Origin of the sequence: Brevibacillus brevis (assembly GCF_001039275.2) — a bacterium.
GTDB lineage: Bacteria > Bacillota > Bacilli > Brevibacillales > Brevibacillaceae > Brevibacillus > Brevibacillus brevis_C.
In genome coordinates, this window is record NZ_CP030117.1 from 4,169,624 (window position 1) to 4,183,023 (window position 13,400).

Sequence of the window (13,400 nt, forward strand, 5' to 3'; positions counted from 1 at the left end):
AGGGAGCTCCTGATAAGCGAACTCCCTTCTCCTTTTTACGATGATTTACGATCAAATCGGAACCACGCAACTTGATTGTCCACAAGACCAAAATTGGCGGTGTATTTGCTGCCTTCATATATCACTTCTTGTTCGCCTTTTCCTTTGCCGTACAGCTTCTCTAGCTGTTCCGCACTGTCAAACATGGCGAGTCCTCGATATGTTTTGAATTTTTGCGCGTCCTCACGTGGTACTCCTCCCAGCATGATCGATGTCAATTCACCTTTGTGGACTTTGAGCATCATCTGGGTCTGATCCACTAGCAGCATCCCCATCACGGCATCTCCCGCACCCTGCGCCATCTGCTCTACCGTGTAGCTTTGCCTTGTCACCATATCCATAAAATCAGCTTTTGTCGGTTTCAAAATATCCATCGCTTCTTTTATGTTCTGCCCGAGATAGACGCCGTTTACTCCGTATTCCTTTTGATTTTCGGGGTCAAATGTAGCAGTTGGTTCCGACTGGGTCGAACACGCGGCCAAAACTACTATTGTTACTACCCAAAACGCAGTCATTCGCAAGCATTTCCACATCATTCACCTGTGCCCACCTTTGCTACCGCTCTTTTGGTTATCTTAGCGTATTCGGCAAGCATCGGGCAACCTTAGGGAGACGAGCTTATTCTCGTGTTCCGCTGACTTTGCGGCGAGGTCGATTTGGTGGCAGATTGTTGTCCACCGATTGTTTGAAGCTCTCTAGTATTTTGAGGAGTGATGCGAAAAAAGGCGAGCCAAATACCGCAACAATTCCCCACATCCAGGTTCCTAGCTGCCACGAATTTTTTACATAAGCGGATTGGGCACCAGTTAAAATAAGAGCCGGGTCCAGCCCAAGCATGCCAAAAATGACACCCGCAGCCAATACGGAAATAAGTAGATTGAAAAAACGCTTGTAGTGCATCAATCGAGCTGCGTGATACTGATCCTCCCAGCAATTTTCTTTCGCCTCATAGTCCGTCGCCAAAAAGGGAATGACTGATTTAAAAGCTTCGGTAACGCCTGCTGCCGCGCTGGACACCGCTGTTATATAAATCAAAAAAGAAATAGATGAATCCAACGTAACCATCATTCTTCCCCCCTTTGTACATATGTATGGAGTTAGAGGGACAACTTGCAAATTTTTTTGCAGTTTGTATATTTCCCCTTTTCTGTTTATGCGGTAACATGTTGGTGCATGTAAATATGAGGAAGGGCAGGGATTGCTATGCAGGACTTTTCTTTTGTATGGAATCAGTACGACTTGATTCGCGGAATGTTTTTGAAGAGATTAACAGAAATAACCGAGGAAGAAGCAGACGTGGTTCCCGATGGCTTTAAAAACAACATTCGCTGGAATATTGGTCATCTTCTCCTGACACAAGATTACTTGCTCTTCGGACCAGAAGGAATGAAATGTCCTCCGTATTACGCAGCCATGTTTTCTCCAGGAACCAAGCCTGCTGATTGGCAAAAAGAAGGACCTTCCCTCGAGACTTTAGCTGCCGAGCTAAAAGAACAGCATGTGCGTATCAAAGAAGAATTGCACTCCCGCTTGAATGATCCATTGCCAAAACCGTTTGAACTAGGAGACAGAGGTACTATGCATACTTATGGGGAAATGATGGTCTTCACTCTTTTCCATGAAGGTATGCACATCGGATGTATTTCGTCTTTACGAAATGCGATTGCAGCTGCTAAATAAGGAAATTTGGACAAAAACGCGGAGATTTTTTATCCGCGTTTTTTTTTGCCTCCGAATCTCAAAAAAATGAAAACCGCTCCAATGAGGAGCGGTCCTTGTCGAGCCCGAATTGCTTATGGGGTTCTACCGGTTATTCTCTTTGGCTCTTCAACCTCCATCGTAGAGAAAAGTAGCTAAAGGAATCGGTTTATCTCCATACGACTTTCGTCGATTGCTTGATCATGATTATCCACGGATCTTCGCCTCCTGCAAGGCATTTCGCCGTTTACTTACATGAATCATCGGGCTCGACAAAAATAGTATGACCTCCTCGCAGTTTTTCATACATCCATCTTTACAATAAATCTGCGGCCAGCTGTGCGAGCACACTCCGTTCGCCTTTTTCCAAGCGGATATGCCCAGCCAGCTTTTGGTCTTTAAATACTTCTACCACGTAGGTTAAACCGTTGTTGCTCTCATCCAGATACGGATGATCGATCTGCTCAGGATCACCCATTAGCACAATTTTCGAGCCGTCCCCCACCCTCGTCAGGATCGTCTTCACTTCATGCTTTGTCAAGTTTTGGGCTTCATCAATGATAATAAATTGTTCGGGGATGGAGCGCCCCCGTATATACGTCAAAGCTTCCACCTGCAAACTACCCATGCCTGCCAAAATTTTATCCAGATCTCCTGGCCGCTTTGTGTTAAACAAATATTCCAAATTATCATAAATCGGTTGCATCCACGGTCGAAGCTTCTCTTCTTTTTCGCCGGGCAAATAACCGATGTCTTTTCCAAGCGGAACAATAGGTCTTGCCACTAACAGTTTTTTGTATTTTTGCTGGTCCTCGATTTGCAGCAGGCCCGCTGCTAATGCCAGCAAGGTTTTTCCTGTACCGGCCTTACCGGTCATGGTTACTAAAGGAATATCATCACGTAACAGCAATTCGGTTGCCATCCGTTGCTGCACGTTACGGGCTCTGATGCCCCAAATCGGATCATCATCTGAAATAAGCATTTCTAACATTTTTCCGTCCGGGTCGACTTTTCCAATAGCTGAAATAGATGGGTTGCATTCGTCCTTCAGCACTAAAAATTGATGAGGGTAAAAGCGATAGCGCGGAAAACAGGAGGCCAGTTGCAGCTTTCTTGTCGCATAGTAAGTCTTGATGATGTCGGACGCTACCATCATCTTCTGATACCCCGGGTAAATACTGGAGAACTCTCCCACAACTCGATCCGAAAGAAAATCCTCTGCGGAAATATTCAATGCATCAGCCTTGACTCTCATGAGAGCATCCTTACTTACCAAAATGACTGGTCTTGGCTGTGGCTTTCCGTTTTCCTCCTCCTGTAAGTTTAGTGCGACCGCCAAAATGCGGTTGTCATTACTCATTTCCGTAAATTGTTTCTGAAGGCGGTGGAAAGAGGAATGATTCAATTCCACCCGAAACAACCCACCTGTTTCTAGGGTAATGCCTGTGTGCAATTGCCCCAGCTCACGAAAACTGTCAAAGAGCCGAGATACGTACCGAGCATTGCGGCCAATTTCATCCATGTACCGCTTTTTGGAATCGATTTCTTCTAATACGACGGCTGGTATGACAATTTCATTGTCAGCGAAAGAAAACATCGCCCTTGGATCTTGCAGGAGTACGTTGGTGTCCAGTACGTAGATTTTCTTCAAAATCTCGCCTCCTATTACCCTTCTTATATACCCTATGCAATTTTTGGAGGGATGCTCAAGTGCGGCGACGTGATGTACTACAGTCTATGTTCAGGTAGACAGAGATAGACGACCCATTGGCAGAATGAAAATGGACAGCCCAGAACAAAATACTTGTAACCCTGCCCTCCTCACGAAGGACGGCAATACTGGGAAAGGGAGAATGCCTGTGAAACGGATCATGATCTGCTGCCTCGGTTTTAGCTTGTTGCTTACAGCATGCATGTCGGGAAATAAACCACCGGCGAATCAGGCTGCACAGCCGAAGCATGCCACTCATACGCAACGCGTTCAGCAAACAACTCCTGAGCCTGCTTATAATCAATCTTCTCAAGCCACCGCTGACCGTCTGGTCCAACTGGCAACACGTGTGAAAAGGGTACACAGCGCGACTGCTGTGGTCTTGGGCAAATATGCCGTAGTCGGTATTACGGTGGACCCGAATCTGGATCGCCCAGAAGTCGGCGTCATTAAGTATACGGTTGCGGAAGCACTGAAAGAAGATCCTCAAGGAGCGAACGCTGTCGTAACGGCAGACCCTGCCATCGTACAGCGGTTACGTGAAATGAGAGATGATATTCGTCGCGGCCATCCTGTTGCCGGAATTACGGAAGAGTTGGCAGATATCGTAGGTCGGATCATTCCCCAACTGCCGCGCAGTGTGCAGCCTCGCGAAGAAACCCCTTCTCAGGTAAAAGAAAAACGCATGCACAAAGAGCCGCAAGGACAAAACAAGATCAACGCAAATCGTACAGGAACACCTTAAAAGAAAAGAGGTATCCCCCCGGATTAAGCCCGGGAGAATACCTCTTTTTCTTTATAGACTGGTGTTTCAGATGGTAAATGATCCAAAGCTTGCTTCAAATCTGCCACCAAGTCATCGAAATCCTCTAAACCAGCTGACAACCTGATCAAACCATCTGTGATTCCCCTTGCTGCTCTTTCCTCAGCAGGCATGGCTGCATGTGACATCGTAGCTGGGTACGAGAGAATCGTTTCGACTGCCCCGAGGCTGACAGCCACAATCGGCAATTTTACGCGATCAAACAACGCTTTTGCTCGCTCGCGGTTCCCTACATCAAAAGAAAGAACAGCCCCATGACCAGTCGCTTGTTGTGTTTGAATCAAATGACCGGGATGATCCGCCAGTCCTGTATAGTAGACTCGGCTTACTTGTGGATGCGAAGACAACCAGTCAGCCAAGCTCGCGGCTGTTTTCGTGCTCACATCCAATCGGGCTTTCAATGTTTTGAGCCCACGCATCACGAGCCAGCAGTCCTGCACACCCAGAATCGCTCCCATGCCATTCTGGATAAAGTAGAGCTGCTCCCCCAACGCAGCCTCTCTGGTTACAGCCAGACCTGCCACGACGTCGCTATGCCCTCCGATAAACTTCGTTGCACTATGAATGACCACATCCGCGCCAAGCTCCAATGGTCGCTGGTAATATGGGGTAAGGAACGTATTATCGACTATGACGAGCAAGTTGTGATCCTTCGCGATACGAGAAACTGCTACAATGTCTGTCACCTTTAAGGTGGGATTGGAGGGGCTCTCCAGGTATACCCCTTTCGTTGCCGGTGTAATGGCCGCACGAACAGCTTCTGTATCTGTTGCATCCACGAACGTAACGGAGATGCCCATTCTTGACAATACCTTTGTCAAAAACCGAAACGTGCCACCGTAAACATCCTCCGCTACTACAACATGGTCTCCAGCTGAAAACAACATGAACACGCTGGAAATGGCAGCCATGCCAGATGAGAACGCGAAACCGCGTGCGCCTCCCTCCAGAGACGCAATGGCTTCCTCCAAAGCCTGCCTGGTCGGATTGCCTGATCTGGCATAATCAAATGTACCTGGCTGATCAATATCAGCCTGATGAAACGTGGAAGCCTGATAAATCGGAACCGACGACGCACCTGTGAACGGGTCAATGCAAGTCGAACCGTGGAGGAGCTTGGTTGCAAAATTCATCGTACACTCCCCCCTACGACCAAACTAGCATTTAATGCCTGAAACAAATCGGCTACGACATCATCTGGATGCTCGATGCCAACCGACAGTCGTAACAATCGATCACAAACACCGACATGCTCTCGTACTTCTTGCGGGATATCGGCGTGAGTCTGCGTCGCCGGATACGTACACAATGACTCGACGCCACCCAGACTTTCGGCAAAGGACACGATTTGCAGATTTTGCAGGAACAATCCCACCTGCTCTGCATCACGTACACGGAACGATACCATCCCACTATGCCCAGTCGCTTGATTCACCTGGATCTCATGCCCCGGATGCTCGGGCAAACCTGGATAAAACACCTCCGCAACTGCTGGATGCTCACGCAGCTTTTCCGCTACGATCAAGGCATTGGATTGATGGCGCTCCATCCGCAATGCCAATGTTTTCATCCCGCGCACGAGGAGCCAACAATCTTGTGGTCCGAGCACAGCACCGATTGAATTGTGCAAAAACCGGATTTTTTCCGACAACTCTTCCCCTTTTGTGACGATGAGTCCAGCCAGCACATCGTTATGTCCTGCCAAATACTTGGTTGCACTATGTAGGACGATATCTGCGCCAAGCTCTAGTGGGCGTTGACAATACGGGGTTAAGAATGTGTTGTCTACAATCGTCAGGAGCCCGTGCTGCTTCGCCAATTGCGTTACTGCTCGAATATCGGTAATCTGCATGAGTGGATTGGTTGGTGTCTCAACAAAGATAGCCTTTGTATTTGGAAGAAGCGCATTTTTGAGTGCACCAATGTCACGCAAATCCACGTATGAAAACGTCAGACCGTAGCGAGAGAGCACTTGCTCGAACAATCGATAGGTTCCCCCGTACAGATCGAGTGAAACGATCAGATGATCCCCTTGGGAAAACAAGCCCATGACAGTATGAACAGCAGCCATTCCTGAGGCGCAAGCGAATCCTGCATCCCCTGATTCCGCTTCAGCGATAGTCTCCTCCAATATGGTGCGAGTAGGATTAGCAGTGCGCGTATAATCATATCCAGTGCTCTGGCCCAAGGCAGGATGGCGATAAGCCGTTGCATAGTAAACAGGAAAGCTCACCGCCCCTGTTTTTTCGTCTCTGCCTACTCCCGCCTGAATCAACTTTGTTTCCAATTTCATGTCTGTTTCTCTCCCTCCAATAGTGTACGAGGGCATCAAAAAAGCCCTCTTTCCTCTGAAAGAAGGCTTTGTTTACGTCACCGTAAGCAAATCCTTCTCATCTTTCAGAGTTTGATAACTCTGCAGGAATTAGCACCATTATCTCCCTGTTAACATACAGGTGATTGGTTGCCGGGCATCATCGGGCCAGTCCCTCCGCCGCTCTGGATAAGAAGATTGCTATTCAATTCGATTGAACCTAATACTAATGGATCGGCAGGATTCTTGTCAACAATTTATTTCCACCTGTTAATTTGCATCTTTCAAGGCGGTCATAACTTGATTGTCCAGCTTCGCTGCCGCGTTTTTGTCATACGTCTTTTCATATTGTGGTTCTACGGAAATACGGGAACCATAAAACATAATATCACGAACGGCCTCAATTTTGATTTCTGCCATGGCCAGCTTGAGCGGAACACCTTCCAGTCGGTCTGTTTTGACGGTAGCACGACCATTAATGGCAAAAGATGAGCCGGCACCGATTAAATGCAGGACAACTTGCGGTTCCTTCGCAATATTAGCCAAAATACGTGAGCGATTATCCACGGCAAAACGAATCGTATCGGCGCTGACAGCATACGTCCAGGACAAGGAGCTGAGCGATGGTGCCCCTGACTCATGATCTACTGTGCCCAAGGTAACAAAACGCTCCTTTTGCAAGAGCTGGAATAAATCTTCGGAAAGAGATTGGGAAACAGTTTCAGCCATTTCAAAGCCTCCTAACAAACGTTTTGTACGTTCATTTTACCCTTCGCCTAGCGGATAGGCAAACGTTTCCTCTCCATCTTGATTCTGGTTGTCTTTTTCCCTAGACTGGTAGGTAACGATACCGAATGATGGAAGGGGATGGACAGCTTGTCGCCTACAGACCGCCTCATGCAGCAAATTGACCAAGTTCTTGAAGAGCTTCAGGAAGTTCGGAAGGTAAATGAGCGGATGCATAAAATTGCAATGTTCCTGGAAGATATTCGACTAGCAGATGTGATCCAAAATTACACAGCCCCGCGCAAGCTGCTCTGGATCAATTTCCTCGCAGGTCTTGCCCGGGGTCTGGGATTGACGATTGGTACTGCTATCGTTTTGGCTTTCCTCGGCTCCCTCTTGACGCAATTTCTATCAATCCCCATTCTAGGGGATTACATCAGACAATTGGTGGAGTACGTCGAGACTTACAAGCAGCGACCTTAACGTTAGAGACTAGTCTCTGTCGTCGTCATGATCTTCGTCGTCGTCATCGTCCTGGTCATTATCGTCATCATGATGTTTGTCGTGCTTTTTCCAATAGCCATACGCGTTGCCGTTGGGATGCTTATCTTTCTGCTTCCCTTTTTCTTTTTTCTTTTTGTCATCATCGTCGTCTTCATCCTCGTCTGTTGGCTTCACAGGCTCGACAATGACTTTTGTGCTTAATGCAACGTCAGCTTTCTTAACCAGCTTATCGTCTTCATACAATGCGAATTGAATCGATTTGGCGCTAAAGGAACGATTCTTGTAAGACAACGTCAAAGAAAACTCACCTTTGTCATTCGGTTCAATTTCTTTTTTCTGACCGTCTGGAGCGATCACAAACAATTCAGTATCGTCCTTTTTATTCCAGCCGCTTACTGTCCCCTTCACCTGGATGGACTTGGCGGCAGGATTGTTTACAGCAGTTGCCTTGATGGCATATTCGGTCGCTTGATCCTTGTCAGGAGCGTTAACAATTTCTACCTGAACGGATTCGGAATCAACCTTCTTGCCATCCTCGTAAACCTCGATCAAGGCTTTTTGATCTTTTGCTGCTTGTACATCCTTCACTGAAACCGTAAAGCTGCCTACGCCATCCCACAGCTTCTTCACGCTTGCGTCTTTTTTCACGCCATTATAGGTGACAGTTACTTTGTCTGCCCCCTGCTTGACAATTCCTTTTACTTTTAATTCCTTTTTCTTCGCATCCAATACAGACATCGTATGGATGATCATTTCCTTATCTTCTTCTGCTTTTGGAACGATCTTTACCTTTTCGCTATCGACCAGCTTGCTGCCTTCATAGGCACTCACGGTTACATACGGCTCATAGGATGCATCAGGAGCTTCAAAGCTGACTGTGAAAGAGTGCTCGTCGGTTGGAACGACTTCAATGATATCGGAATTCGGCTTTTTCACAACCACCTTGGTGACATCCGAAGTCACAATCCCCTTTATGTACACCTTGTTATTTTCAGTCTTGGCATTTACGCTCACAATTTCTTCATCGTTGTCTGTCAGGCGCACTTCCAGCCAAATATCGCTGTAGTACTCGTTGTAGATACGCTCCCACTCCGCTTTGTTTTCTTCCATAAACGTTTGGAGCTTCGTATTCAAGTTGATTTCTTCTACAATGATGTACAAGTGATCCGCTTGATTTTTCAAGAGCATGTTCAGTGTGGTTGGATCATTTTGGGCAAGTTCTTTCAGATTGTAGCGTGTAACTTGCTTACCCTCGTCGTTCATGACTACCTTTGTGGCACTTGGACTTGCAATCGAGCTTGCATCGGCAAAAATTGGCGTCAAACAGCCAAGAATACCTGCCGCAGTCACCACTGCTAATACGGGCTTGGTCATGTACTTTTTCAATGGTAGTTCCCCCTTCTAGTCTGCCAAAATCCCCCTGCATGCTTGGGGCATGAATATTGACGGGAAATCATTTTCAAAAGTTGCATCTTCCAAGAAACCGCGTCTTATTACCTATAAAAAACGCTTGATACAAAAAAACTCCACCCAACTTCCGAATCATTTCGGCAAGTAGAGGGGGAGTCTTTGTCCCGTTAGTTGCAGTTGTACTTGGGTTCACTTTCAATCGCGACCAATAAAGCTTCGACTGATTCAGCAGGGTATCGCACTTCCATGGACTGAGAGTCAACGCTCCCGAATAGCACGTACCAACTGCCTTCCTGTCGATAGCCAATATCACTCATTTGATGATCCTCTTGCAGCAATTGCAAGAAAAAAGCAGCTGTATCCAAAGCAGAGCGGTCTTCTGGTCGCGCATCGGCAACCACTTGAATTTGCAGCCAATTAAAAAGTGCATCTTCACGCTTCACGCGGTTCTCCTCACTTTCGCCCAGTTTGCTCCGGCTTGATCCGTACCTTTACAATCACGAGAATCGCGATCGCCACCATCATTGCACTTTTCACAGGAAGCTGCACATCCAGAATAGCGAAAATGAGAGCTCCGGCAAATAAAAGGATGTACAAGAGCACGTTTTTCAAAATAGGCATACGAATACGGGTAGCAAAGCCAAGATAATAGACAATAATTAATTCCACAAACAAAATCCAAGCCCGATATTTATCAGCCCATATGCGAAAGCTGTCATATGCTGTGAGCTGATCTGGATTCGTTGGCACATAGGTTGATGCGATTTGTATCCAGTCCATCACTTATCTCTCCTGTCTTCAAGCGGTGAAACCTCTACCGCTTCACATGCCACCTCATAGGCGGAATGAAACGAATAGTCACTCCTTTTTTCTTAGGAAAACGCTATCTTTCTTACTTTATCAGGTGGTGGATTCTGTGTCAAAAAACGGTAGGCTCTTCCATGTAGCTAGCATGAATTTCGCGGTACATGCTATGATGAGGATATGTCAGTAGAAAAAGGTGGGAATAAGATGAGCTTGTATGATATTGCCGTCAAAACGATTTCCGGTGATGAAAAGACATTAGCCGCCTTCAAAGGGCATGTCCTGCTAATCGTAAACGTCGCCAGCCAATGCGGCCTTACCCCTCAATACAAAGGGCTACAGGAGCTGTATACGCGTTATCAGGATAAGGGTCTCGTCGTTCTCGGCTTCCCTTGCAACCAGTTCGCTGGGCAAGAGCCAGGAACAGAAGAAGAAATCGCAACGTTCTGCGATCGAAATTACGGCGTAACGTTCCCGCTGTTTGCAAAGATCGATGTCAATGGTCCTGGTACTCACCCGTTGTATCAGTATTTGAAGGAGCATGCCCAGAGCGATGAACATTCAGATATCGAATGGAACTTCGCCAAATTCCTCGTGGATAAAGACGGTCATGTCGTAAAACGCATCAGTGCTCGTACTCAACCGGAAGAACTCATCTCTGATATTGAGAGTCTGTTGTAAGAATAAGCCCAAACAAAAACGCCACTTCATCCCCAACAGGATCAAGTGGCGTTCTTTTCTTTCTATCTTACGCTTGCGGTTGTGCTTCATAGCGTCTTTGCTTCTCATAGCGCTCACGATCTGATTTGTTCAGATATTTTTTGCGCAGACGAACGGATTGAGGTGTTACTTCGCACAGCTCATCGTCGTTCAGATATTCCAGTGCCTCTTCCAAGGACAACATGCGAGGAGCCTTCATTTTGACAGTCTCATCCTTGGTCGCAGAACGTACGTTGGTCGCATGCTTTTCTTTACATACGTTAACAACAAGATCGTTGTCACGGTTGTGCTCGCCCACGATCATGCCTTCGTATACTTCTGTACCTGGGTGAATGAACATGGTTCCGCGATCTTCAACGGACATCAAGCCGTACGTGGTAGCTGTTCCTGTCTCGTGGGAAATGAGTACCCCTGCGTGACGTCCTCCTACCGCTCCTGGTACAAGTGGACGATAGCTGTCGAAGGAGTGATTGAGAATACCGTAACCGCGAGTAATCGTCAAGAACTCTGTACGATATCCGATCAAACCGCGGGATGGAATAATGAATTCCAGGCGAACTTGTCCAAAGCCGTTGTTGATCATGTTAACCATCTCGGCTTTACGTTGACCCAATGTCTCCATTACTGCCCCTGTGTATTCTTCAGGCACATCAATGATCAGCAGCTCAGCCGGTTCCATTTTTTGTCCATCGATCATACGAATGATAACCTCAGGCTTGGACACACCTAGCTCAAAGCCTTCACGACGCATGTTCTCTACCAAGATGGACAAGTGCAATTCACCGCGTCCAGAAACCACATACGCATCTGGCGAATCTGTTTCATCTACACGCAGAGATACATCTGTCTCCAGCTCAGCCATCAGACGATCACGCAGCTTGCGGGAAGTCACGTGCTTACCTTCGCGACCAGCAAACGGGCTGTTGTTCACAAGGAACGTCATTTGCAGGGTAGGCTCGTCAATTTTCAAGAGTGGCAATGCCTCTGGATGGTCAACGTGGCAAACGGTTTCCCCTACGTTGATATCGTCAATACCCGAAATCGCTACGATATCTCCTGCTCGTGCTGTTTTTTGCTCAACACGTTGCAATCCGGAGAAACCGAACAGCTTTTGAATCCGTGCTTTTTTCACTTCGCCTTCGCGGGTAGTGACAGATACCATTTCATTCAGGTTCATGGTTCCGCGATAGATGCGGCCAATCCCGATACGACCCAAAAAGTCGTTGTAATCCAGCATGGTTACTTGCATTTGGAGCGGAGCAGATTCGTCTGCGTCAGGAGCAGGCATATGCTCTACGATGGTGTCAAACAGTGGGCGAAGGTCGCCTTCCAGCTTATCTGGCTCAAGTCCTGCAATCCCTTGCAGACCGGAAGCATATACGATTGGGAATTCCAACTGGTCTTCCGTCGCATCCAGATCGATGAACAGGTCGTACACTTCGTTGATAACTTCTTGAGGACGTGCATTGTCGCGGTCAACTTTGTTCACGACAACGATAGGGGTAACTTTTGCTTCCAGCGCTTTTTTCAGTACAAAGCGCGTTTGTGGCATACAGCCTTCGAAGGCGTCGACGATCAACAGAACGCCATCCACCATGCTCATGATACGCTCAACCTCGCCACCGAAGTCAGCATGGCCTGGTGTATCCAAGATGTTAATTGTGAAATCCTTGTATTTAACAGAAGTGGTTTTCGCCAGGATCGTAATTCCACGCTCGCGCTCCAGGTCGTTAGAGTCCATCATTCTCTCTTCTACCTGTTGATTCGAGCGGAATGTGCCCGATTGGATCAAAAGTTTGTCAACCAGCGTTGTTTTTCCGTGGTCAACGTGGGCAATAATTGCAATGTTGCGTATGTCAAGACGCTTCATGTGAACCTCCTCTATTATGCATACCTTCCATATTAACAGGTAGTGAAACGCGGCACAATGGGCAGTTTTTTACGGGAGCCACTTCCTGAGTAAGAGACTTTAATTTCGTCATACTAAGGAAAATGGAGGTGGCAAACGTATGGAACGGTACGGCCCAAAATGTTTGGTTGGCTTGCTTATGATTGCAACCATGATGAGCGGATGCGCAAGCTTCAGCAGCCATCCAAAAAATCAAGCGCACACACAAAGTACCACCTATCAGCAAGCCCCAGGTGCTAGGACAAGCCTCGCTCATGATTATCATGCCTACACTGGCGGAATCAATGCCCGCAATTATCGAAACGGATATACGGTTAACGGTTTTAATCAGGATTTGGCTGAACAGCTCACCATGGTCGCAGATGACGTGCCTGGTGTGGAACGTGCTACTGTTCTCGTGAGTGGCACCGATGCGGTCATCGGAATTCGTGTTCGGAAAAATTTTGGCCCTGAACAAACGCGCATAATCGAACAGCAAGTCCACTCCGCCGTTCGTTCACGCGTTCCCAATTTCTCGATCCAAGTAGCATCCGACGCAGCCACATTTGACCGGATTCGTGCCATCCATGCAGATATTTATGAAGAAGCGACGCATCGGACCAATCAAGTTGATGTGAGACCCGACATGAAAAGCCAGATCACCAATACATCCACGGAATTTCGTTCTCTGCTCCACGATATTGGCCGCAGAATTCCTACTGTCACTCCATAATGACAAATATGAATCGAAGTTCCATATAAAAGA

At 47.2% G+C, this 13,400-nt stretch carries 15 protein-coding genes and 1 riboswitch; of the genes, 5 read left to right on the top strand and 10 right to left on the bottom strand.

What is annotated here, in order from left to right; all coding sequences use genetic code 11:
- Positions 1-35: 35 nt before the first annotated feature.
- Both AB432_RS20010 and AB432_RS20015 read right to left on the bottom strand, forming a co-directional pair.
- Positions 36-575, bottom strand: coding sequence for a hypothetical protein (locus tag AB432_RS20010; RefSeq protein WP_048033778.1), 540 nt, complete (start codon positions 573-575; stop codon positions 36-38).
- 82 nt (positions 576-657) lie between these two features.
- Positions 658-1,104, bottom strand: coding sequence for a hypothetical protein (locus AB432_RS20015; RefSeq protein WP_048033779.1), 447 nt, complete (start codon positions 1,102-1,104; stop codon positions 658-660).
- A 138-nt stretch (positions 1,105-1,242) separates the two neighbouring features.
- On the opposite strand from AB432_RS20015, the gene AB432_RS20020 reads away from it, so the two are divergent.
- Positions 1,243-1,719 (top strand): DinB family protein, encoded by a 477-nt coding sequence (locus AB432_RS20020; protein ID WP_048033780.1) that lies wholly within the window; start codon positions 1,243-1,245, stop codon positions 1,717-1,719.
- A gap of 334 nt (positions 1,720-2,053) precedes the next feature.
- Here the strand turns inward: AB432_RS20020 and AB432_RS20025 are convergent, their stop codons facing one another.
- Positions 2,054-3,388 carry a PhoH family protein gene (locus AB432_RS20025; protein WP_048033781.1) on the bottom strand — a complete coding sequence of 445 codons (1,335 nt, stop codon included), beginning with the start codon at positions 3,386-3,388 and terminating at the stop codon, positions 2,054-2,056.
- A 202-nt stretch (positions 3,389-3,590) separates the two neighbouring features.
- Here AB432_RS20025 and AB432_RS20030 point away from each other — a divergent pair, with 202 nt between their 5' ends.
- Positions 3,591-4,193: a YhcN/YlaJ family sporulation lipoprotein gene (locus AB432_RS20030; protein ID WP_048033782.1), complete on the top strand. Its 603-nt coding sequence runs from the start codon at positions 3,591-3,593 to the stop codon at positions 4,191-4,193.
- A 23-nt stretch (positions 4,194-4,216) separates the two neighbouring features.
- On the opposite strand, the gene AB432_RS20035 is transcribed toward AB432_RS20030, so the two are convergent.
- The 3 genes from AB432_RS20035 to AB432_RS20045 all read right to left on the bottom strand — a co-directional run bounded on the left by AB432_RS20035 (position 4,217) and on the right by AB432_RS20045 (position 7,311).
- Positions 4,217-5,404, bottom strand: a complete 1,188-nt coding sequence (locus AB432_RS20035) for a trans-sulfuration enzyme family protein (protein WP_048033783.1) — start codon at positions 5,402-5,404, stop codon at positions 4,217-4,219.
- On the bottom strand, positions 5,401-6,564 hold the full coding sequence (locus AB432_RS20040) for an aminotransferase class I/II-fold pyridoxal phosphate-dependent enzyme (protein WP_048033784.1): 1,164 nt from the start codon (positions 6,562-6,564) through the stop codon (positions 5,401-5,403). The genes AB432_RS20035 and AB432_RS20040 overlap by 4 nt, the downstream gene beginning before the upstream one ends.
- A gap of 94 nt (positions 6,565-6,658) precedes the next feature.
- Positions 6,659-6,778: riboswitch (SAM riboswitch) on the bottom strand.
- A 74-nt stretch (positions 6,779-6,852) separates the two neighbouring features.
- Positions 6,853-7,311 (bottom strand): pyridoxamine 5'-phosphate oxidase family protein, encoded by a 459-nt coding sequence (locus AB432_RS20045; RefSeq protein ID WP_048033785.1) that lies wholly within the window; start codon positions 7,309-7,311, stop codon positions 6,853-6,855.
- 168 nt (positions 7,312-7,479) lie between these two features.
- On the opposite strand from AB432_RS20045, the gene AB432_RS20050 reads away from it, so the two are divergent.
- Entirely contained in the window at positions 7,480-7,791 is a 312-nt protein-coding gene (locus tag AB432_RS20050) for a DUF5665 domain-containing protein (RefSeq protein WP_015892138.1), read from the top strand.
- A gap of 9 nt (positions 7,792-7,800) precedes the next feature.
- Here the strand turns inward: AB432_RS20050 and AB432_RS20055 are convergent, their stop codons facing one another.
- The 3 genes from AB432_RS20055 to AB432_RS20065 form a co-directional block, all read right to left on the bottom strand.
- Positions 7,801-9,198, bottom strand: coding sequence for a hypothetical protein (locus tag AB432_RS20055; RefSeq protein ID WP_048033786.1), 1,398 nt, complete (start codon positions 9,196-9,198; stop codon positions 7,801-7,803).
- A gap of 191 nt (positions 9,199-9,389) precedes the next feature.
- On the bottom strand, positions 9,390-9,665 hold the full coding sequence (locus tag AB432_RS20060; protein ID WP_048033787.1) for a hypothetical protein: 276 nt from the start codon (positions 9,663-9,665) through the stop codon (positions 9,390-9,392).
- A gap of 10 nt (positions 9,666-9,675) precedes the next feature.
- Positions 9,676-10,002 carry a YlaH-like family protein gene (locus AB432_RS20065; RefSeq protein ID WP_048033788.1) on the bottom strand — a complete coding sequence of 109 codons (327 nt, stop codon included), beginning with the start codon at positions 10,000-10,002 and terminating at the stop codon, positions 9,676-9,678.
- A gap of 231 nt (positions 10,003-10,233) precedes the next feature.
- Here AB432_RS20065 and AB432_RS20070 point away from each other — a divergent pair, with 231 nt between their 5' ends.
- Positions 10,234-10,707, top strand: a complete 474-nt coding sequence (locus tag AB432_RS20070) for a glutathione peroxidase (RefSeq protein ID WP_048033789.1) — start codon at positions 10,234-10,236, stop codon at positions 10,705-10,707.
- Positions 10,708-10,774: 67 nt separating this feature from the next.
- On the opposite strand, the gene typA is transcribed toward AB432_RS20070, so the two are convergent.
- The gene (gene typA / locus AB432_RS20075; RefSeq protein ID WP_048033790.1) at positions 10,775-12,616 is read right to left on the bottom strand and encodes a translational GTPase TypA; all 1,842 of its coding nucleotides are present in this window, start codon (positions 12,614-12,616) and stop codon (positions 10,775-10,777) included.
- A gap of 139 nt (positions 12,617-12,755) precedes the next feature.
- Here typA and AB432_RS20080 point away from each other — a divergent pair, with 139 nt between their 5' ends.
- Entirely contained in the window at positions 12,756-13,367 is a 612-nt protein-coding gene (locus tag AB432_RS20080) for a YhcN/YlaJ family sporulation lipoprotein (RefSeq protein ID WP_048033791.1), read from the top strand.
- Positions 13,368-13,400 lie beyond the last annotated feature (33 nt).

Coding starts and splice junctions, on each gene's coding strand:
- AB432_RS20065 (WP_048033788.1), bottom strand. CDS start 10,002: ATGGACTGGATACAAATCGCATCAACCTATGTGCCAACGAATCCAGAT.
- AB432_RS20045 (WP_048033785.1), bottom strand. CDS start 7,311: ATGGCTGAAACTGTTTCCCAATCTCTTTCCGAAGATTTATTCCAGCTC.
- AB432_RS20010 (WP_048033778.1), bottom strand. CDS start 575: ATGATGTGGAAATGCTTGCGAATGACTGCGTTTTGGGTAGTAACAATA.
- AB432_RS20030 (WP_048033782.1), top strand. CDS start 3,591: ATGCCTGTGAAACGGATCATGATCTGCTGCCTCGGTTTTAGCTTGTTG.
- AB432_RS20020 (WP_048033780.1), top strand. CDS start 1,243: ATGCAGGACTTTTCTTTTGTATGGAATCAGTACGACTTGATTCGCGGA.
- AB432_RS20070 (WP_048033789.1), top strand. CDS start 10,234: ATGAGCTTGTATGATATTGCCGTCAAAACGATTTCCGGTGATGAAAAG.
- AB432_RS20080 (WP_048033791.1), top strand. CDS start 12,756: ATGGAACGGTACGGCCCAAAATGTTTGGTTGGCTTGCTTATGATTGCA.
- AB432_RS20040 (WP_048033784.1), bottom strand. CDS start 6,564: ATGAAATTGGAAACAAAGTTGATTCAGGCGGGAGTAGGCAGAGACGAA.
- AB432_RS20050 (WP_015892138.1), top strand. CDS start 7,480: ATGCAGCAAATTGACCAAGTTCTTGAAGAGCTTCAGGAAGTTCGGAAG.
- AB432_RS20015 (WP_048033779.1), bottom strand. CDS start 1,104: ATGGTTACGTTGGATTCATCTATTTCTTTTTTGATTTATATAACAGCG.
- typA (WP_048033790.1), bottom strand. CDS start 12,616: ATGAAGCGTCTTGACATACGCAACATTGCAATTATTGCCCACGTTGAC.
- AB432_RS20035 (WP_048033783.1), bottom strand. CDS start 5,404: ATGAATTTTGCAACCAAGCTCCTCCACGGTTCGACTTGCATTGACCCG.